The organism is Roseateles sp. So40a (assembly GCF_048081605.1).
GTDB lineage: Bacteria > Pseudomonadota > Gammaproteobacteria > Burkholderiales > Burkholderiaceae_C > Roseateles.
In genome coordinates, this window is the sequence record NZ_CP182288.1 from 1,861,509 (window position 1) to 1,880,709 (window position 19,201).

At 67.9% G+C, this 19,201-nt stretch carries 21 protein-coding genes; 6 read left to right on the forward strand and 15 right to left on the reverse strand.

Going from position 1 to position 19,201, the window contains the following annotated elements; all coding sequences use genetic code 11:
- The first annotated feature begins 27 nt into the window (after nucleotides 1-27).
- Together ACNI65_RS08540 and ACNI65_RS08545 are read left to right on the forward strand one after the other, a co-directional pair.
- Nucleotides 28-1,443: a replication-associated recombination protein A gene (locus tag ACNI65_RS08540; protein WP_416762391.1), complete on the forward strand. Its 1,416-nt coding sequence runs from the start codon at nucleotides 28-30 to the stop codon at nucleotides 1,441-1,443.
- 33 nt (nucleotides 1,444-1,476) lie between these two features.
- Nucleotides 1,477-2,454 (forward strand): amino acid ABC transporter substrate-binding protein, encoded by a 978-nt coding sequence (locus tag ACNI65_RS08545; protein WP_416762392.1) that lies wholly within the window; start codon nucleotides 1,477-1,479, stop codon nucleotides 2,452-2,454.
- Here the strand turns inward: ACNI65_RS08545 and ACNI65_RS08550 are convergent.
- Nucleotides 2,369-3,418: a LysR family transcriptional regulator gene (locus ACNI65_RS08550; protein WP_416762393.1), complete on the reverse strand. Its 1,050-nt coding sequence runs from the start codon at nucleotides 3,416-3,418 to the stop codon at nucleotides 2,369-2,371. The genes ACNI65_RS08545 and ACNI65_RS08550 overlap by 86 nt on opposite strands.
- Nucleotides 3,419-3,564: 146 nt before the next feature.
- Between ACNI65_RS08550 and sugE the strand changes: the two genes are divergently transcribed.
- Nucleotides 3,565-3,885: a quaternary ammonium compound efflux SMR transporter SugE gene (gene sugE / locus ACNI65_RS08555; protein ID WP_416763593.1), complete on the forward strand. Its 321-nt coding sequence runs from the start codon at nucleotides 3,565-3,567 to the stop codon at nucleotides 3,883-3,885.
- 26 nt (nucleotides 3,886-3,911) lie between these two features.
- Here sugE and ACNI65_RS08560 read toward each other — a convergent pair whose 3' ends face one another.
- Entirely contained in the window at nucleotides 3,912-4,907 is a 996-nt protein-coding gene (locus tag ACNI65_RS08560) for a hypothetical protein (RefSeq protein WP_416762395.1), read from the reverse strand.
- Between the two features lie 190 nt (nucleotides 4,908-5,097).
- Nucleotides 5,098-5,736 (reverse strand): hypothetical protein, encoded by a 639-nt coding sequence (locus tag ACNI65_RS08565; protein WP_416762397.1) that lies wholly within the window; start codon nucleotides 5,734-5,736, stop codon nucleotides 5,098-5,100.
- A gap of 130 nt (nucleotides 5,737-5,866) precedes the next feature.
- Here ACNI65_RS08565 and ACNI65_RS08570 point away from each other — a divergent pair, with 130 nt between their 5' ends.
- Nucleotides 5,867-6,187, forward strand: coding sequence for a hypothetical protein (locus ACNI65_RS08570; RefSeq protein WP_416762398.1), 321 nt, complete (start codon nucleotides 5,867-5,869; stop codon nucleotides 6,185-6,187).
- Nucleotides 6,188-6,193: 6 nt separating this feature from the next.
- Here the strand turns inward: ACNI65_RS08570 and ACNI65_RS08575 are convergent, their stop codons facing one another.
- From ACNI65_RS08575 to rpsU, 5 genes are all read right to left on the reverse strand, one after another.
- The gene (locus ACNI65_RS08575) at nucleotides 6,194-7,717 is read right to left on the reverse strand and encodes a TRAP transporter large permease (RefSeq protein WP_416763594.1); all 1,524 of its coding nucleotides are present in this window, start codon (nucleotides 7,715-7,717) and stop codon (nucleotides 6,194-6,196) included.
- Complete coding sequence (locus ACNI65_RS08580; protein WP_416762400.1) at nucleotides 7,717-8,325, reverse strand: TRAP transporter small permease subunit; 609 nt, start codon at nucleotides 8,323-8,325, stop codon at nucleotides 7,717-7,719. The genes ACNI65_RS08575 and ACNI65_RS08580 overlap by 1 nt, the downstream gene beginning before the upstream one ends.
- Before the next feature lie 297 nt (nucleotides 8,326-8,622).
- The gene (locus ACNI65_RS08585) at nucleotides 8,623-8,967 is read right to left on the reverse strand and encodes a TIGR01244 family sulfur transferase (RefSeq protein WP_416762401.1); all 345 of its coding nucleotides are present in this window, start codon (nucleotides 8,965-8,967) and stop codon (nucleotides 8,623-8,625) included.
- A gap of 39 nt (nucleotides 8,968-9,006) precedes the next feature.
- Nucleotides 9,007-9,453: a GatB/YqeY domain-containing protein gene (locus ACNI65_RS08590; RefSeq protein ID WP_416762403.1), complete on the reverse strand. Its 447-nt coding sequence runs from the start codon at nucleotides 9,451-9,453 to the stop codon at nucleotides 9,007-9,009.
- Nucleotides 9,454-9,628: 175 nt separating this feature from the next.
- Nucleotides 9,629-9,841, reverse strand: coding sequence for a 30S ribosomal protein S21 (rpsU, locus tag ACNI65_RS08595; RefSeq protein WP_012346814.1), 213 nt, complete (start codon nucleotides 9,839-9,841; stop codon nucleotides 9,629-9,631).
- Between the two features lie 406 nt (nucleotides 9,842-10,247).
- Between rpsU and ACNI65_RS08600 the strand changes: the two genes are divergently transcribed.
- Nucleotides 10,248-11,267, forward strand: a complete 1,020-nt coding sequence (locus tag ACNI65_RS08600) for a GGDEF domain-containing protein (RefSeq protein WP_416762404.1) — start codon at nucleotides 10,248-10,250, stop codon at nucleotides 11,265-11,267.
- 4 nt (nucleotides 11,268-11,271) lie between these two features.
- Here the strand turns inward: ACNI65_RS08600 and ACNI65_RS08605 are convergent, their stop codons facing one another.
- From ACNI65_RS08605 to ACNI65_RS08635, 7 genes are all read right to left on the reverse strand, one after another.
- Complete coding sequence (locus ACNI65_RS08605; RefSeq protein WP_416762405.1) at nucleotides 11,272-11,745, reverse strand: EVE domain-containing protein; 474 nt, start codon at nucleotides 11,743-11,745, stop codon at nucleotides 11,272-11,274.
- Nucleotides 11,746-12,026: 281 nt separating this feature from the next.
- Nucleotides 12,027-12,359 (reverse strand): cell division protein ZapA, encoded by a 333-nt coding sequence (locus tag ACNI65_RS08610; protein ID WP_416762406.1) that lies wholly within the window; start codon nucleotides 12,357-12,359, stop codon nucleotides 12,027-12,029.
- A complete protein-coding gene (locus ACNI65_RS08615) occupies nucleotides 12,356-12,610 on the reverse strand; it encodes a DUF904 domain-containing protein (protein ID WP_416762408.1) in 255 nt (84 codons plus the stop codon). The genes ACNI65_RS08610 and ACNI65_RS08615 overlap by 4 nt, the downstream gene beginning before the upstream one ends.
- A gap of 48 nt (nucleotides 12,611-12,658) precedes the next feature.
- Nucleotides 12,659-13,297 (reverse strand): endonuclease III, encoded by a 639-nt coding sequence (gene nth / locus ACNI65_RS08620; protein WP_416762410.1) that lies wholly within the window; start codon nucleotides 13,295-13,297, stop codon nucleotides 12,659-12,661.
- Between the two features lie 26 nt (nucleotides 13,298-13,323).
- The gene (rsxB, locus tag ACNI65_RS08625) at nucleotides 13,324-13,980 is read right to left on the reverse strand and encodes an electron transport complex subunit RsxB (protein ID WP_416763595.1); all 657 of its coding nucleotides are present in this window, start codon (nucleotides 13,978-13,980) and stop codon (nucleotides 13,324-13,326) included.
- A gap of 98 nt (nucleotides 13,981-14,078) precedes the next feature.
- Complete coding sequence (locus tag ACNI65_RS08630) at nucleotides 14,079-15,395, reverse strand: polyhydroxyalkanoate depolymerase (RefSeq protein WP_416762412.1); 1,317 nt, start codon at nucleotides 15,393-15,395, stop codon at nucleotides 14,079-14,081.
- A gap of 268 nt (nucleotides 15,396-15,663) precedes the next feature.
- Nucleotides 15,664-16,866 (reverse strand): amino acid aminotransferase, encoded by a 1,203-nt coding sequence (locus ACNI65_RS08635; RefSeq protein WP_416762414.1) that lies wholly within the window; start codon nucleotides 16,864-16,866, stop codon nucleotides 15,664-15,666.
- Nucleotides 16,867-17,002: 136 nt separating this feature from the next.
- Here ACNI65_RS08635 and uvrB point away from each other — a divergent pair, with 136 nt between their 5' ends.
- Complete coding sequence (uvrB, locus tag ACNI65_RS08640; RefSeq protein ID WP_416762415.1) at nucleotides 17,003-19,189, forward strand: excinuclease ABC subunit UvrB; 2,187 nt, start codon at nucleotides 17,003-17,005, stop codon at nucleotides 19,187-19,189.
- Nucleotides 19,190-19,201: the final 12 nt, after the last annotated feature.

A 19,201-nucleotide genomic window follows, 5' to 3' on the forward strand; every position in this document is an offset into this window, starting at 1 on the left:
TTGGCGTGACTTCCCCTTGAGCCCGCGATGAGCAACGCCTCGCTCTTCCCTGACGAGTTCGACCCCGTGCCTGCCGCCTCGCCGGCGCGCACCGCACCGAGCGCGCATGCGCCACTGCCCGAGCGGCTGCGGCCGCGTCAGCTCGACGAGGTCGTCGGCCAGCGTCACCTGCTGGGCCCGGGCATGCCGCTGCGGGTCGCGCTGGAAAGCGGCCGGCCGCATTCGATGATCCTGTGGGGCCCGCCCGGCGTCGGCAAGACGACGCTGGCGCGGCTGATGGCGCAGTTCTTCGATGCGCAGTTCATCGCGATCTCGGCGGTGCTGGGCGGCGTCAAGGACATCCGCGAGGCGGTCGAGCGCGCGCTGGCCGCGTCGGGGCAGGGCCGTCGCACGATCGTGTTCGTCGACGAGGTGCACCGCTTCAACAAGGCGCAGCAGGATGCCTTCCTGCCGCATGTGGAGTCGGGGCTGTTCAGCTTCATCGGCGCGACGACGGAGAACCCGTCGTTCGAGGTGAACTCGGCGCTGCTGTCGCGCGCGACGGTGCACGTGCTGAAGTCGCTGGACGAGCAGGACATGCGGGAGCTGCTCGTGCGCGGCCGCGAGGCGCTCGGCGCGCCGCCGGTCAGCGAGGCCGCGACGCAGCGCCTGATCGGCTACGCCGACGGCGACGCGCGACGGCTGCTCAACACGCTGGAGACGGTGTCGCAGCTGACGCCGGCGGACACCGCGGAGATCGATGAGGCGCTGCTCGAGCGCACGCTCGGCGAGCAGCTGCGTCGTTACGACAAGGGCGGCGACCAGTTCTACGACGTGATCTCGGCGCTGCACAAGTCGGTGCGCGGATCCAATCCGGACGCCGCGCTGTACTGGCTGGTGCGGATGCTCGATGGCGGCGTGGATGCGCGCTACATCACGCGGCGCCTGATCCGCATGGCCAGCGAGGACATCGGCAATGCCGACCCGCGCGCGCTGCGGCTCTGCCTGGACGCCGCCGAGACCTACGAGCGCCTGGGATCGCCGGAGGGCGAGCTGACGCTCGCGCAGGCGGTCGTGTACCTGGCGATCGCGCCCAAGTCCAATGCCGTCTACAACGCGTACAACCAGGTGCGCGCGCTGATCAAGCAGGACAGCTCGAGGCCGGTGCCGGTGCACCTGCGCAACGCGCCGACCCGGCTCATGAAGGAGCTGGGCTATGGCAAGGCCTATCGCTACGCGCATGATTTCCCGGGCGCCTACGTGGCCGGCGAGCAGTACCTGCCCGACGGCCTCGAGGACCAGCGCTTCTACGCGCCGGTGCCGCGGGGGCTGGAGATCAAGATCGGCGCGCGGCTCGATGAGCTCAGACGCCTGGATGGCGAGGCGTTGGGACGCGACGATGCGGCGCTGTCGCCGGGCGCGCAGGGCGCATCCGACTCGCCCAGCCTGGACGACGAGGCCTGACCCATGAGCGCGCGGATCGTTTGGCGGCAGACGATGTCCTTGCTTGCGATCGTGGCCGCCACCTTCGCCGCGATCTCCGCCGCGACGGCCCAGGCCGCGCCCGCCAAGCCCTCGCCACCGCGCTCCGGCGCGGCCTCGCATGCCGCGCCGCTCGCGCAGCCGGCCGAGGGGCCCACGCTCACGCGCATCCGCGAGACCGGCGTGATCGTCATCGGCTACCGGCCGGCCTCGTTGCCGTTCTCCTACCTGGACGCGCAACTGCGGCCGACCGGGTACTCGGTCGAGCTCTGCGAGCGCGTCATCGGCGCGTTGCGCGTGCGGCTCAAGCTGCCCGACCTCGAGGTGCGGCGCGTGGCGGTGGGCTCCGCGACGCGCATGCCGATGGTCAGCAACGGCACGCTGGACATGGAGTGCGGCATCACGACCAACACCGCGGAGCGGGCCCGCAGCCAGGCCTTCTCGCTGACGATCTTCGTGGCCGAGACCAAGCTCATGACGCGCCACGGCGAGCGGGTGCAGAGCCTGGCCGACCTGCGCGGCCGGCCGGTGGTCAGCACCATCGGCACGACCAGCATCCAGCACCTGGCCAAGGTCAACGAGCAGCAGGGGCTGGGCATCCGCATCGTGGCCGGCCTGGACGACCCCGACGCGTTCCAGCTGCTGCGCAGCGGCCGCGCGGACGCCTTCATGATGGACGACGTCATCATGCGCAGCGTGCTGGCGCAGCAGGGCGCGGCGACCTCGAGCGAGGATTACGTGATCTCGGAGCGCGCGCTGACGGTGGAGCCGTATGCGATCGGGCTGAACCGCGACGATCCGATGTTCAAGGCGATGGTCGACGAGGTGCTGACCGGGCTGTACCGCAGCGGGGAGATCCACGCGATCTACAAGCGCTGGTTCGAGTCCCCGTTGCCGTCCAGTGGCATCAACCTGAAGCTGCCGATGAACGCCGCTTTCCGGCGCGTGGTCGCGCAGCCGACGGATTCGCCGGATCCGGAGCGTTACCGCTGAGCGGAGCGTCGGCGCTTGTCTCGGGTGAGGCGTCCTGCCTGCCGCTGGCCAGCGGCCCCGAGCAGCCGTCGCGTCCTCCGAGCAGGTCGACGAAACGACGCGCGGCCAGCCCCAGCGGGCGCGTCTGCGTCCACACCACGTCCACGTAGAGCTGCAGCGCGGTCGTGAAGTTGCCGGCGGGAACCTGCACGAGCTCGCCCGAGTCCAGCGCGGCCCGCACGAAACCCGAGGGCAGCCACGCCCAGCCCAGTCCCGCCGACACCATGCGCAGCGCCGCGATCGGGCTGTCGGTGCGCCACTGCACGCGGGATACGGAGATGCGCTTGTCGACGTCGCACGCATCGCGGCCGGCGACGAGGATCTGGCGCTCGGCGATCAGGTGCTCGTCGCGCAGCGCGCCGGCGCCGATCTCCTGGCCGCGCGCGAGCATCGGGTGATCCGCGGCGACGACAGCGATCAGCGTCTCCCGGGCGACTTCCTGGAACTGCTCGGACGGGTCCAGGCCCTGGCGCTCGAAGACCAGCGCCAGCTGCGCGCGGCCGGACTTCAGCATCGCCAGTGCATCGGCCTGCGGCGCGGTCAGGATGTCGACGGCCAGCAGCGGGAACTCCGCGGACAGCGTGCGCAGCGCGTCGCTCCAGGGCGTGGCCGCGAGCAGCTCGGGCGCGACGGCGATCGCCAGCGCGGGCTCCAGGCCTTGGGTCATCGCCAACGCATGCCGGTTGAGCTGACCGAGCTGCTCCGCCAGTCGGCGCGCCTGCGGGATCAGCGCGAGCGCTTGCGGCGTGGGCACCGGTTCGCGCCCGCTGCGATCGAACAGCGGGAGATCCAGCTCGGCTTCCAGATGCGCGATCGTCATGCTGACCGCCGAGGGCACACGACCCAGCGCGCGGGCGGCCGCCGAGAACGAGCCGTGATCGATGGCAGCGAGGAAGGTGCGGACGTTGTCGAGGTCGAAGGCCATGGCTGGATCATCTATCAGAAGGTCTGATGGATGCTGACTTCATCTATCAGGACTGTGAACATACAGTCGACGCCATCGTGGATCAAGTCCTTGGCCCTCCGGCGATCGTCGCTGTGGGGCGCGAGGGCTCAGACAAGGAGTTCGAGATGGTGTGGGGTGTGTTGTTCCTGGCGGGCCTGTTCGAGATCGGCTGGGCGGTGGGTCTGAAGTACACCGAGGGCTTCACGCGGCCGTGGCCGACGGTGGGCACGGTGCTGGCGATGGTGACGAGCGTGGTGCTGCTGGGCTGGGCGCTGAAGCACCTGCCCGTGGGCACGGCCTACGCGATCTGGACGGGGATTGGCGCGGTGGGCACGGCGATCGCGGGCATCGTGCTGCTGGGCGAGTCGGCGTCGCTGGCGCGGCTGGCATGCATCGGGCTGATCGCCGCAGGGATCATCGGGCTGAAGATGGTGTCGTCCTCCTGAACCTCGGCGCGCGGGTCAGCGCGAGGTCAGCGCGGTGAGGTCGCGGGCACGCGGCGCAAGGCGGCGAGGTCGCGCTCCCCGTCGGGGGAGAGGAAGCGCCAGGCCTGCTCCAGGGGCAGGGACCAGTCGCCGTTGCACATGCGCATCCCGTAGCTGCCGGCCTCGGCGCGGAAGACGAGTTCACCGGGTCGCGCGAACAGGACGCTCCAGCGGATCGAGTCCTTGCATTCGGCGTCCCCGTTGTCCGGCTCATACATCCGATCCAGCAGCTGGCGCAGGCTCGGTCCCTCGTCGGGATCCGCCGGCTCGTCCGGGGCGGGCTGGTCCAGCCTGGCTGCGATCCATGAGCCGGCCTCCACCGCCTCGCCGGTCTGGGGCCGGTAGATCCGGACCTCGTGCGAGGTCATCGGATGGTTGCCGCCGCAGTACGCGTCGGAGTCCAGGCTGATGGCCACCTGATCGGCCGTCCAGGCCAGCACGGACTGCACGCCGGAGGTGTGGAAGGCCGCGTCGGGCGAGCGCTCGACGCGTCCATAGGCGATGCAGTCGAGGTGTTCGCGCAGCCAGGCCATCCATTGCGCGCGGAGTTCCGTGTTGATCTTTTGCAGACCCGGGTCCGAGCCGAGCAGGCGGAGGCCCTCGATGCCGGTGCCGTTGTCCTTGAGCACCTCGCCATCCGCGTCCGGGACGGGCAGCGTGAGGGTCTCGTAACGGCCGACGCCTTCCTGATGCGGCATGACGATGGGACGCAGGTCCGCCTCGCGGGCCGTGTGGTACTGGTCGTCGGCGATGCGCCGAGCCCGGATCGGGATCGGCCGCCCGCCTGTGACGGGCGTCCATCGGCCTTCGAGTGATTGCGCGTCGCAGCTCAGGTGCAAGCGGCCGGTGATCCGGCCCTTGGCGGCGATCTCGCGCCATTCGCCGGACGCCTTCTCCGGCAGCAGCACCAGGTCGGACAGCGCGGCGCGGTAGTAGTAGCTGCCGCTGCCCGGGCGACCGGCGTCATCGGGCGTGAGGCTCATCGTGATGGGCGCGGTGCCGACGGTGCCGGACCAGACCCCTGACGCGCAGGGCGCGCGCGTGGCCGGCGCCGCGGCAGCGGCCGAGGCGCAGACGAGTGGCCCAGCGATGGTGGCCAGCAGGAGCCGCCGGGCCGCGACAGATGCTCGACGCAGGGGCCTGGGGCCCGGATCCGGACGCAGCGGCACGACGTCAGCGGCGCTCGATGTCGTGGATCGAGCCCTGGCTGCTCCAGGTCTGGATCACCGACTGCGGCAGGACGAGCGTCTTGTCCTCGAAGTAGCCGGGGCCGGACAGCTTGGCGGCGTCGCCCACATCGCGCGTCGCGCCCTTGAGCTTGTTGTAGCCCATGCGCGGCAGCTGGAACTCGACCTGGCCGTCGGCGACCCGCAGGACGCGCATCACGCCATAGGTCGTGCCCGATTCATTGGTCAGCTTGTTCAGGTTGACCACGTACAGGTCGCCGACCGCGGGCGCCGCCGCGAGCGTCGACACCCGCTGACCGCGCTCGTCATCGGCGAACTTGCCGATCACGATCACCAGCCCGATCAAGGCCACCAGTAGCACCCAGCCGAAGCGGTGCATCACCGGGATGGGGTTCTTGGTCAGCTTGGATTCGACCTCCTTGGCGGCGAGCTGGCTGCCGCGCTGGCAGACCTCGCAGACCAGCAGGTACTGCTTGCTGGAGACCCACTTGAACAGGTAGTACAGGTGATGGAGCTTGTACTGGAGCGCCAGCTTGAAAGGGCGCTCGCGCTCGCAGGTGGCGCAGTGGTGGTGGGCTTGGACGCCCAGGTCGGCGACAGCGCCCTTGGATCCCCAGATCAGCATGTGAACGTTCTCCCTCGGTGAAGGCTCAGCATATTTCGATGCTGACAGGCGGGAAATCCGAAGTTTCCGGGGGGAGGGGGCAGGGCATGGGACTTGCCGATCCAGGTCATCCCGACCTCAGGAGCAAGCCATGCCCGACTTCGATGAACGCCGAGACCATGCCTTCGACCGCGAGCAGGAGTCCGCCTACTGGCGCGACAACTACGCCAAGCGGCCGTACATCCAGCAAGGCGACACGCACGATGACTTCGGCCCGGCTTATGCCTATGGCGTCGATGCCTTCGCGCGCTATCCCGATCGCGACTTCGATGACTTCGAGGCCGAGCTGCACCGCGACTGGGGCGCGCAGCGCCAGGGGTCATCGCTCGAGTGGGCGCGCGCCAAGCCCGCGGTGAAGGATGCGTGGGACCGCATCAAGCAAGCCTCGAACATGCCGCCGTCGACGCGTTGAGGCCTATCAGTTCGACGATGCCGGCGCCGAGGCCGCCGACGCGGCCTCCGCCGGCACGCCGAACAGCGCATTCGTGTCCGCGTTCGGGTCGGTGCGGCCGTCCTGGCCGGCGTCGATGCCTTGCAGCATCTCGGTGGCCTTGTCCATGTCCACCACCTCGGGCTTGTCCAGGAAGGCCGTCACCGTCTGCGGGAAGAAGATCACGATGCCCACCAGGACCAGCTGCATCACCACCCAAGGAATCGAGCCCAGGTAGATGTCGCTCGACAGCACCTTGCGCGGCAACGCGCCGTTCTTGAACAGCGAGTCCGAGATCCCGCGCAGGTAGAACAGCGCGAAGCCGAACGGCGGATGCATGAAGCTCGTCTGCATGTTCACGCACAGCATCACGCCGAACCACACGAGATCGATGCCCATCTTGTCGGCCACCGGGCCGAGCAGCGGCAGGATGATGAACGCGATCTCGAAGAAGTCCAGGAAGAACGCCAGGAAGAAGATGAACAGGTTCACCACGATCAGGAACCCGACCTGACCGCCCGGCAGATTCGACAGCAGGTGCTCGATCCACTTGCCGCCTTCCACGCCCTGGAACACCAGCGAGAAGGTCCGCGACCCGATCAGGATGAACACCACCATCGCGGTGATGCGCATCGTGCCGATCATGGCGTCCTTGGCCACCGGCCAGGTCAGCCGGCGATGCGTCGCCGCGAGGATGAACGCACCCACCGCGCCCATCGCGCCGGCCTCGGTCGGCGTGCAGATCGCCGAGTCCTGGAAGGGTAGCCCGCCCATCGAGCCCAGCACCGCGAAGATCAGGATCGCCGACGGGATGATCCCGCGCAGGCACTTGCGCCACAGCGCCCAGCCGTCCAGCGTGCGCGCTTCCTTGGGCACGCCGGGCACGAACTCCGGCTTGATGCGCGACAGCGCGAAGGTGTACAGCGCGAAGATCAGCACCTGCAGGATCGCTGGGCCCCAGGCGCCCTTGTACATGTCGCCCACCGGCTTGCCGAGCTGGTCCGCGAGCACCACCAGCACCAGCGACGGCGGCACCAACTGCGTGATCGTTCCCGACGCCGCCAGCACACCCGTGGCGTAGCGCATGTTGTAGCCGTAACGCATCATGACCGGCAGCGAGATCATCGCCATCGCGATCACCTGACCCGCCACCGTGCCGGTGATCGCGCCCAGGATGAAGCCCACGATGATCACCGAGTAGCCCAGCCCGCCGCGCACCGGCCCGAAGAGCTGACCCATCGAGTCCAGCATGTCCTCGGCCAGCCCGCACTTCTCGAGCAGCGCGCCCATCAGCGTGAAGAACGGGATCGCCAGCAGCAGGTCGTTGGACAGGATGCCGAAGACGTTCTGCGGCAGCGCCGACATGAACTCCGGCGGGAACCAGCCCTGGCTCACCGCGAAGAAGCCGCAGGCCAGGCCGAGCGCGGCCAGCGAGAACGCCACGGGGAAGCCGATCAACATGATGAAGATCAGCCCCGCGAACATCAGCGGGGGAAACTGCTCCATCGTCATCATTGCAGCGGCCTCTCGTAATGCGTGTCCATCTCCACGAGATGCGCCAGGTAGCCCACCCGCTTGATCACTTCCGACAAGCCCTGCAGGAAGACCAGCGCGAAGCCCACCGGCAGCGTCAGCGCCGCCGGCCAGCGGATCAGGCCGCCCGCGTTGCCCGACACCTCACCGCTCGTGAAGAGCTTGTGCAGGTAGCCGCCGGTGCCGAGCGCCGCCATCGTGTCCTCCGGCCGCATGCCGGTGGTCAGCTTCACCCAGAAGAAGTCCCACGACAGCCAGCCCGCATACCCCATCACGGGGAGCAGGAACACGATCAGGCCGAAGAGATCGATGTAGACCTTGCCGTGACCGCGCCAGCGCGTGTAGAGGATGTCCACCCGCACGTGTTCGTTGAGCCGCAGCACCTGCGCCGCGCCGCCCATCACGCACACGGCAAAGAGATACCACTGGATCTCGAGGAAGGCGTTGGAGCTGATGTCCAGGCCATAACGGACCACCGCGTTGGTGGCGCTGATCAAGCACGACAGCAAGACAGCCCAGGCGGCAAGCGTGCCGAACCGGTCCGTCAGCCAATCAATGCCCTTGGCAAATGCAAGCAGGGCGTTCATCGACAGTCCAGGTCTCCATCTCGAACCCGTGACGGGACAGGCTCGATGTTCTTTTGCGGTGAGACCTGGAATGTAGCCAGCAAGCGCTGACGGGAAGCTGATTTCAGAGAGCGTTGCGGGAAAGCCCTCACCTCTTTCGAAGGGGTCGAGCAGCGATCGAGCCAGCCGGTGGGCCCTCGCCCTCCTGTCCCCCCTTTGACTGCCTCCCGGCAGTCAAATTCCTTCCTTTACCTCGGGCGAGGGCCCACCGGCCGTCTCGATCGCGAGACGCCGGTGGTCTTCGGGAAGGTGGCGGGGTCAGTCCAGCTGCATCGCCGAGGCGAAGAGCCTCGTCGAGCGGGCACCGGATCTGCAGAACGCCAGCACCGGCTTGGGCACTTCGTCCAGCAGCGCACGCATCGCGGCGATCTCTTCCGGCGATTGATAACCGCCTTGCACCGGCAGGTGGTGATACACCAGACCCGCAGCCTCGGCAGCGGCTCTCACCTGCTCGCTCGTCGGCTGATCGGGGCCGCCCTCGAAATCAGGACGGTTGTTGATCACCGACTTGAAGCCGGCGCCCGCCAGCGCCGCCATCGTGTCCGGCGTCAGTTGCGGGGCGACGCAGAAATCGGGCGTCAGTTGTTGAACGGTCAGTTCCATCGCGGACTCCTGTCGTTGACTCGGAAGCGGGCAGGGCGCTCAGCCCGCCAGCGCCGCCTTCACCGCGGCCGAGACCAGGCCCATGTCGGCCTTGCCGGCCAGCTTGCCCTTGACCGCGCCCATCACCTTGCCCATGTCCGCCGGACCCTTGGCGCCCAGCTCGGCCACGATCGCGGCAACCTCGGCCTTGATCTCGGCTTCGCTCAGGCGCTGCGGCAGGTAGACCTCCAGCACCTTCAGCTCGGCCGTCTCCTTGTCGGCCAGGTCCGTCCGGCCCGCGGCCGTGAACTGGCTGATCGAATCCTTGCGCTGCTTGATCAGCTTGTCCACGATGCCCACGAGCATCACATCGTCGACCTCGACGCGCTCATCCACTTCCTTCTGCTTCACCGCGGCCAGCAGCAGGCGGATCGTGCCCAGGCGCTCGCTGTCCTTGGCGCGCATCGCCGTCTTCATGTCTTCGGTGATCTGTTCCTTCAGGCTCATGGGGACTCCTTGCTTGTCCTGGCTGTCTGTCGACAGCTTGTCTCAAACCTCATTCCGCCGGCGCGGAAAACAAAAAAGCCCGCGGCAGCGTCCTGCGCGGGCTTTCTGTGCTGTTCGGGCAATGGGGCGCGGTCAGTGGTGACGGTCCCCGGTGCCGAAGCGTCCGATCAAACGATCAGTACAGCTTCTTGGGCAGCTGCATGCTGCGCACGCGCTTGTAGTGACGCTTGACGGCCGCGGCCTTCTTGCGCTTGCGCTCAGCCGTCGGCTTCTCGTAGAACTCACGGGCGCGCAGCTCGGTGAGCAGGCCCAGCTTTTCGATCGTGCGCTTGAAGCGGCGCAGGGCCACGTCGAACGGCTCGTTTTCTTTGACGCGAATGGTGGTCATGAAATTCCTTCAAATAGCGCTCGGTGTTCGCGAGGAAGGACTTGCCTTCGAAGCGGAGTATCCGGATTCCACTTCCGAATCGACGCGCAGGGTTTGCCAGCAAAACGAGGATTCTAGCCTTATTTTTGACGCTCCGCCAGATCGAGTGTGGTTCGGTCGCGCGCCCGGCGCGTGCGTGACCAGCCGTGACATTTTCACGGCTTGTCCTTCCAGGCGACCGGGTCTCCCTTCTGGGTGAAGTGCATCGCCGTCACCCCCTGTCGGGGCGAGCTAGGATGACTGACCCCAAGTTAGGGGGAGTGACGCCCCCACGCGGGTGGCAGCACTTGCCCGGGCAACCGGCGCCCATCTACATTCGATCCACCACCATTCGACCGCCAGGGGCACTCCTGGCCCGGCCCGACCCATGGAATTACAAGCCGCCGCGACACCCGCGCCTGCCAGTTTCGATGCCTGGCTGGAATCGACGGGAACGCCCCAGTCGCCCGTCGCGGCCGGCCTGCTCAGCCTGCTCGAGCCGACGGGCGCCTGCCTGACCGTGAAGTCGATGGCCACGGGCCGCTACGTCTTCGCCAGTCCCGGCATGTCCGAGCTCTTCGGCCGCACGGAGACCGGCATCGTCGGCGCCGCCGACAACGAGCTGATGCGCGGCGACGAGGTCCAGGCCATGCGCCGCTCCGAGCAGGCCACGCTCGCGCAGCGCGGCGTGGTGAGCTCCGAGCACCGCCTGGAGATCGGCGGCCGTCGCCGCGAGTTCATGGTCACGCGCGTGCCGCTGGGCCAGGAACACGTGATGGCGCTGTGGAGCGACAAGACCGAGGAGCGCCATCGCGAGACGCACCTGCAGCGCGCGCTGCAGCAGCTCGAGCAGCAGCAGAAGTCGCTCGAGCAGTTGCGTCGCGAGCTGCAGCAGGGCAGCGGCCGCGACGAGGTGTCGGGCCTGTACATGCGTGCTCAGTTCGATGACCAGCTGCTGCGCGAGATCGACCTCTCCACACGCGAGCACCGCGAGTTCACGCTCGTGCTGATCGCGCTCGACCCGGTGGCCGCCGACGCGGGCCTGGGCGAGGAAGCGAGACAGCGCCTGCTCGAGGGCCTGGGCCGCATGCTGCGCGCCAACACGCGCGCGATGGACGCGGCCTGCCGCATCGGCGATGACCTGTTCGCGGTGCTGCTGTCGGGCGTGGGTCTGGCCACCGCGCATGCGCGCATGGAGCAGCTGCGCCGTCAATGCCACGCGCAGATCGTCGTGCTGCAGGGGCAGGACCTCGGCCTGTCGCTGTCGATGGGCGTGGCGAGCTTCCCGCACACGGCCTCGCGTCAGGAAGAGCTGCTCGGCGCCGCCGAGATGGCCGTCAAGGAAGCACAACGCCGCGGCGGCAACCAGGTCGTGCTGGCGTCGATCCCGTTCGGGATGGGTGGCTGAGGCTTCAGGCGAGCAATCGCTGCAGGTGCGCCCATTCCTCGGGCGTGACGGGCGTGATCGAGAGACGGTTGCCCGGCTGAAGCGTGCGCATGCCCGCCAGCGCGGGATCGCGCTTCATGTCCGCCAGGCTCAGCAGCCGCGTCTTGCGCACGAAGCGCACATCGACATGCGACCAGCGCGGTTCCTCGGGCTTGGACTTCGGATCGAAGTACCGGCTCCTGGCGTGGAACTGCGTCGCGTCGGGATACGCGGTGCTGCTGACCTCGGCGAAGCCGGCGATGCCGGGTTCCGGGCACGAGGAGTGATAGAACAGCACGCCGTCGCCGATGCGCATCTGGTCGCGCATGAAGTTGCGCGCCTGATAGTTGCGCACGCCGGTCCATGGCAGTTCGCCAGCGGCCTGCAGGTGATCGATCGAGGCCTCGTCGGGCTCGGACTTCATCAGCCAGTACTGCGGGGACGCGGAAGGGGGGCTCATCGGCGTATCCATGAACGTCGACTCCATGAAAAAACCGCGCTCTGAGACGCTCAGGCGCGGTTTGGGGAAGAGGTGTCCACGGCGAGCCGTGAGCCGCATTCCTGAACCCAAGGGGTACAGGTGGGCGAGGTCAGCAGGGCTTCGGGTTCATCTGACGCGAGACGCTCACACCAGCTCTGCAATGTTCCAAGCCCTTGCTCGCGAGAGCATCGGTTCAAGGAAATATAAAACTCACGCGAACGCAGTGGACGGTTTGGATTCTACGCGCCGCGATCCATCGATCACAGCAGTTGCCCGTCTTGGACAAGGGCTTCATCCAGCTTCTTCATCAAGCCGTCCAGATCGGGTATGGCGGCCTGCGCGCCAGTGTTGCCAACCGTTGCATCGCTTGCATCGCCAGCGGCCGCATGCGCGCTCGATTCGGTCAGCGAATACGCGAGATTCAACGCCGCGAGCACCGCGATGCGCTCACGCGCCTTGATGCGGCCGGCATCGCGGATGGCGCACATTTCCTTGTCGACGCGGGCCACGGCCTTCTGCAGCGCGGCCTCGCCGCCCTCGGGGCAGCCGAGCAGGTAGCTCTGGCCCATGATCGTGACTTCCATTTGCTTCATGCGCCGGTCTTTCGAGAATCAGTGGTGTCGGGGCCATCGCCGCCTTCGAGGAGGTCGGCTGCCTCCAGCGGCAGGCGGTCCAGCAGCGCGTCGACGCGCGCGCGGGCCGCGGCCAATCTCGAACGCAGGCTGTCGCGCTCCAGCGTGAGGCCTTGCACCTGCTGTTCGAGCAACGCATTCGTGCGTTTCAGTTCCTCGTGACGCACCAGCAGGCGCTCCACGCGGTCCACAAGGTCGGTGATGCTGGACATGGTTTCCCTGACGGAATGAACGCGCGGATTGTAGTTGGCGAGGTTCGATCAACGCGCCGCCGCCATGGGCGCGCTGTCACATTGCGCGACGACGGCGCACCGCTCGCACAGTGGCCGGCGGGCCTGGCAGACATAACGTCCGTGCAGGATCAGCCAGTGATGCGCGTCGACGAGGAACTCCGGCGGCACGCGCTTGAGCAGCTGCTCCTCGACCTCGAGCACGTTCTTGCCCGGCGCCAGCCCGGTGCGGTTGCCGACGCGGAAGATGTGCGTGTCCACGGCCATCGTCGCCTCGCCGAAGGCGACGTTCAGCACGACGTTGGCGGTCTTGCGTCCGACGCCGGGCAGGGCTTCCAGCGCCTCGCGGGTCTGGGGCACCTCGCCGCCGTGCTGCTCGACGAGGATGCGGCAGGTCGCGTACAGGTTCTTCGCCTTGGTCTTGTACAGGCCGATCGTCTTGATGTAGTCGGCGAGCCGCTCCTCGCCGAGCTCGAGGATCTTGGCCGGCGTGTTGGCCACGACGAACAGCCGGCGCGTGGCCTTGTTGACGCCGACATCGGTGGCCTGCGCCGACAGCAGCACCGCGGCGAGCAGCTCGAAGACGCTGGCGTATTCGAGCTCCGTCTGCGGCGAGGGATTGGCGGCGCGCAGGATCTCGAAGAATTCGCGGATCTGGGTCTTGTTCATGGCGAGGGATGTGCTGGCGCGCGGCGTCACACGCCGCGCTTGGCGCGCGAGCGGGCCAGCGCGGCCGCGATCACGGCGCGCTTGCGTTCGATGTCCGCGGGGTCGGTGAGGCGGGTGGACGACTCGAGATGATCGAGCTTGTGTTGCGCCTTGGCCTCCAGGCGCGTGGCCTGCTCGCGCTGGTCGCGTGCGACGCGGATCTCGTGCAGCCGGTAGCGCTCGCGGGCGCGCTCGGCTTGCGGGGCGCTCCAGGCGGCCCAGCCGCTGCGTCCGGGCGTGACGTCCGCAAGCGAGATGCAGTCCACCGGGCAGACCGGCAGACACAGCTCGCAGCCGGTGCAGTCCGCGTCGATGACGACGTGCATGAGCTTGTTGCTGCCCACGATCGCGTCGACCGGGCAGGCCTTGATGCACAGCGTGCAGCCGATGCACCAGTCCTCATCGATGACGGCGAGGCGTCTCGAGCCCTCGATGCCGTGTTCGGCGTTGAGCGGCCGCGGCTCGCGGCCGGTGAGGGCGGCCAGGCGCGCGATGCCCTCGGCGCCGCCGGGCGGGCATTGGTTGATGGGCGCCTCGCCGCGCGCGATCGCGTGGGCGTAGGAGTGGCAATCCGGATAACCGCAGCGCGTGCATTGCGTCTGCGGCAGGGCGAGATTCAGCCGCTCGACCAGCGCGTCGAACACCGGGTCGGGCACGGGGTCCGGCACCAGTTCGGGCGCGGGGGCGAGCGCGGGGTCGGGCAGGAGGTCGGGTCGGGGATCGGTGGCGGGCGCGGCGGGGTTCACTCGGTCGGCTTGCGCGTGCGGCGCGCCGCCGGACGGGAGGCGCGCTTGGCCGCGGCGGGCTGCTTCAGCGGGGCCGCATCGTACTGCGCAATGAAGTCCCGGACGACCGGATAGACCTTCTCGCGCCAGCGACGGCCCGAGAAGATGCCGTAATGCCCCGCGCCGACCGCGTCGTAATGGAACTGATGCTTGGAGGCGATGCCGCTGCACAGCTCATGCGCGGCCTTGGTCTGGCCGGCGCCGGAGATGTCGTCGAGCTCGCCCTCGACCGTCAGCAGCGCGGTGGTCGAGATGTCCTGCGGCCGCACCAGGTCGCCGCCCACGGTCCACGTGCCGTTGACCAGTGCGAAGTCCTGGAAGACCGTCTTGATCGTGTCCAGGTAGTACTCGGCGGGCATGTCCAGCACCGCGTTGTACTCGTCGTAGAAGCGGCGGTGCGATTCGGCGGAGTCGTCGTCCCCGCGCACCAGGTCCAGGAAGTAGTCGTAATGCGAGGTGAGGTGGCGGTCCGGGTTCATCGCGACGAAGCCGGTGTGCTGCAGGAAGCCCGGGTAGACCTCGCGGCCCGCGCCCGGGAAGTTGGTCGGCACGCGATAGATCACGTTGTTCTCGAACCAGCTGTAGCTCTTGTTCATCGCCAGGTTGTTGACCGCGGTCGGGCTCTTTCGAGCGTCGATCGGGCCACCCATCATCGTCATCGAGCGCGGCGTGGTCTCGCCGGCCGAGGCCATCAGCGAGATCGCCGCCAGCACGGGCACCGTGGGCTGGCAGACCGAGATCACATGGCAGTCCTCGCCGACATGGCGGATGAAGTCCTGGACGTAGTAGATGTAGTCGTCGAGGTGGAAGGCGCCGGCGTCCAGCGGCACCATGCGCGCGTCGGTCCAGTCGGTGATGTAGACCTTGTGGTCCTTGAGCAACTGCTTGACGGTGTCGCGCAGCAGCGTGCTGTGGTGGCCCGACAGCGGTGCGACGACCAGCACCGTCGGCTGCGCCTTCATCTTGGCCAGCACCGCCGAGTCGTCCGTGTAGCGCTTGAAGCGCAGCAGCTTGCAGAAGGGCTTCTCCTCGGCCACCAGTTCCTGCACCGCGACCTCCACGCCGTCGACCTCGACGCTGGTGATCTCGAACTCGGGCTTCTCGTATTCCTTGGCCAGCCGGTGCATCAGGTCCAGGCCGGCGGACATCCGGTGCGACAGCGGCGTGTGCGCGAACGGCGACAGCGGATGGCTGTAGAGCTTGGCCGTGGCGCTGGCGAACTCGGAGAACGGGCTCAGCAGCGCGCGTTGGGTTTCATAAAGCTGGTAGAGCATCTGGCGGACCTCTCGAGGGGGAGTGAGGCGAAGGCTGGCACCCGGGGCCTGGTACCCATTGTGCAACGCAGCAATTCTAGGTCCCGGCCTTGCCCAGTGTGTGTCCCCGATGCGCCGGCCAAGGCCCGAACAGGGGCTTCGAAGCGCCGGATTTCGCCATAAATGCGCAGGGCCGGCCCGCTTTTGACGGAACCGGCCCTGGGGGCGAGGCGCGATCGTGCGATCAGCGCATCGATGTGTGGCGTCGGCGGAGCGTCCGCCGGGGAGCTCAGCCGCGCTTGACGGCGGCGATCGCGGCGGCGACCGGCTTCAGGTTCTTGCTGTTGAGCGCGGCCACGCAGATGCGGCCGGAGTCCACGCCATAGACGCCGAACTCCGAGCGCAGGCGCTGCATCTGCTCGGCGGACAGGCCGCTGTAGCTGAACATGCCCTTCTGGCGGGTGACGTAGCTGAGGTCGTCGGTGATGCCGGCGGCCTGGAGCTCGGCGACCAGCGCCTCGCGCATCTGCTTGATGCGCACGCGCATGCCGGCCAGTTCCTCTTCCCACTGCGCGCGCAGTGCCGGGGTCGACAGCACGGTGGCGACGACCTGCGCGCCGTGCGTCGGCGGGTTGGAGTAGTTGGTGCGGATCACGATCTTGAGCTGGCTCAGGACCTTGACCGTCTCCTCGGCCGAGGCGCAGACCACGCTCAGCGCGCCGACGCGCTCGCCGTACAGCGAGAAGCTCTTGGAGAAGCTCGTGGAGACGAAGAAGTCCAGGCCGGCGGCCAGGAACTGCTGGATGACGGCGCCGTCCTCGGCGATGCCCTCGCCGAAGCCCTGATAGGCCATGTCCAGGAAGGCGACGAGGCCGCGGGCCTTGACCACCTCGACGACCTTCGCCCACTGGGCGGGCGTCAGGTCGTAGCCGGTGGGGTTGTGGCAGCAGGCGTGCAGCACGACGACGGTGCCAGCCGGGGCGGCGTTCAGCGCCGACAGCATGCCGTCGACGTGGATGCCGCGGTTGGCGGCGTCGTAGTAGGGGTAGGTGTCGACCTGGAAGCCGGCGTTGGTGAACAGCGCGCGGTGGTTTTCCCAGGACGGATCGGAGATCAGCACCTTGGCGTCGGGGTTCAGGCGCTTGAGGAAGTCGGCGCCGATCTTCAGGCCGCCGGTGCCGCCGATGGCCTGGACGGTGGCGACGCGTTTCTGCTGGAGCACCTCGGCGCCGGCGCCGAAGACCAGGGCCTGCACGGCGGCGTCATAGGCGGCGATGCCGTCGATGGGCAGGTAGCCGCGCGGCTTGGGGGCGGCCTGCATCTGCGCCTCGGCGGCGGCCACGCAGGCCAGCAGCGGCAGCTTGCCGTTGTCGTCGTAATAGACGCCCACGCCCAGGTTGACCTTGTTGGGGTTCGGGTCGGCGTTGAATTGCTCGTTCAGACCCAGGATCGGGTCGCGGGGGGCCATGGCGACGGCGGCGAACAAGGACATGGAGGCTTTCCTGACAATCGGTGGCAAGAGGACTGCGCTACGCTGTCGCGTCCTGACGCCCGCAGGCGCCTCCTGAGCGCCCAGCGAAGCCCGCCGATTGTAGGCAGGGAACATGCGTTGCCCCTGGGAAACCCTGATGAGCCGATCCTCCGCCGCCAAGCCTGAAACCCCCGCCGCCAAGGGCGCGAAATCCGCTGCCACGCAGGCGGACACGTCCGTGGCCGCCGCTGCCGACGACGCGGCGTCCGAGGCGCCGAAGGGCGAATTCGTCTCTTTCGAAGGCTCTCCGTTCCAGCTTTTCCAGCCGTATCCGCCCGCCGGCGACCAGCCGACCGCGATCCAGGGCCTGGTGGACGGGGTCAATGACGGCGAGAGCTTCCAGACGCTGCTCGGGGTGACGGGCTCGGGCAAGACCTTCACGATGGCCAACACGATCGCGCGGCTGGGCCGTCCTGCGATCGTGTTCGCGCCCAACAAGACGCTGGCCGCGCAGCTGTACAGCGAGTTCCGCGAGTTCTTCCCGAAGAACGCCGTCGAGTACTTCGTCAGCTACTACGACTACTACCAGCCCGAGGCCTACGTGCCGCAGCGCGACCTGTTCATCGAGAAGGACAGCGCGATCAACGAGCAGATCGAGCAGCTGCGACTGTCCTGCACGAAGAGCCTGCTGGAGCGGCGCGACGTGGTGATCGTGGCGTCGGTGTCGGCGATCTACGGCATCGGCAACCCCAGCGACTACCACCAGATGGTGATGACGCTGCGGGTGGGCGACAAGGTCGGCCAGCGCGACGTGATCCAGCAGCTCGCGCGCATGCAGTACACGCGCAACGAGATGGAATTCACCCGGGGCCACTTCCGCGTGCGCGGCGACACCATCGACGTCTTCCCGGCCGAGCACTCGGAGCTGGCGCTGCGCATCGAGCTCTTCGACGACGAGGTCGAGGGCCTGGTGCTCTTCGACCCGCTGACCGGTCAGATCCGGCAGAAGATCCCGCGCTTCACGGTGTACCCGTCCAGCCATTACGTGACGCCGCGCGACCGCGTGGTGGCCGCGATCGAGACGATCAAGGAGGAGCTGCGCGAGCGCGTGGCCTTCTTCATCAAGGAAGGCAAGCTCGTGGAGGCGCAGCGGCTGGAGCAGCGCACGCGCTTCGACCTGGAGATGCTGCAGGAGGTGGGCCACTGCAAGGGCATCGAGAACTACACGCGCCATCTGTCGCAGGCGGCGCCCGGCGATCCGCCGCCGACGCTGGTGGACTACCTGCCCTCGGACGCGCTGATGTTCCTGGACGAGAGCCATGTGCTGATCGGCCAGTTCGGCGGCATGTACAACGGCGACCGCGCGCGCAAGAGCACGCTGGTGGAGTACGGCTTCCGACTGCCGTCGGCGATGGACAACCGGCCGCTGAAGTTCGAGGAGTACGAGCGCAAGATGCGCCAGGCCATCTTCGTCAGCGCGACGCCGGGCGATTACGAGAAGCGCCAGGCCGGCAATGTCGTCGAGCAGCTGGTGCGGCCCACGGGGCTGGTGGATCCGGTCGTCGAGGTGCGTCCCGCGACGCATCAGGTCGACGATGTGCTGCAGGAGATCCGCGATCGTGTCGAGGTTGGCGAGCGGGTGCTGATCACGACGCTGACCAAGCGCATGGCCGAGCAGCTCACCGAGTACCTCAGCGACAACGGGGTGAAGGTGAGATACCTGCACTCGGACATCGACACCGTCGAGCGGGTGGAGATCCTGCGCGACCTGCGGCTGGGGACCTTCGACGTGCTGGTGGGGATCAACCTGCTGCGCGAAGGCCTGGACATTCCCGAGGTGTCGCTGGTGGCGATCCTGGACGCGGACAAGGAAGGCTTCCTGCGCGCCGAGCGCAGCCTGATCCAGACCATCGGGCGGGCGGCGCGCAACGTCAACGGCAAGGCGATCCTGTATGCGGATCGCATCACCGAGTCGATGAAGAAGGCGATCGGCGAGACCGAGCGCCGGCGTGCCAAGCAGATCGAGTTCAACGCGGCCAATGGCATCACGCCGCGCGGCGTGGTCAAGCGCATCCGCGACCTGATCGACGGCGTGTACAGCGACAAGCCGGGCCGCGACGACGCCAAGGTGATCGCGGAGACCGCCGAGGTCGAGGCGATGAGCGAGAAGGACCTGAGCAAGCGCATCCAGCAGCTGGAGAAGCAGATGCTGGAACACGCGCGCAACCTCGAGTTCGAGAAGGCGGCGCGCTTGCGCGATCAGCTCTCGCAGCTCAAGGAGCAGGCCTTCGGCGCGGCGACGCACGACAACGTCGTGCCCATCGCGGCAGCCAAGGCGAAATAGCGGCTCAACCTG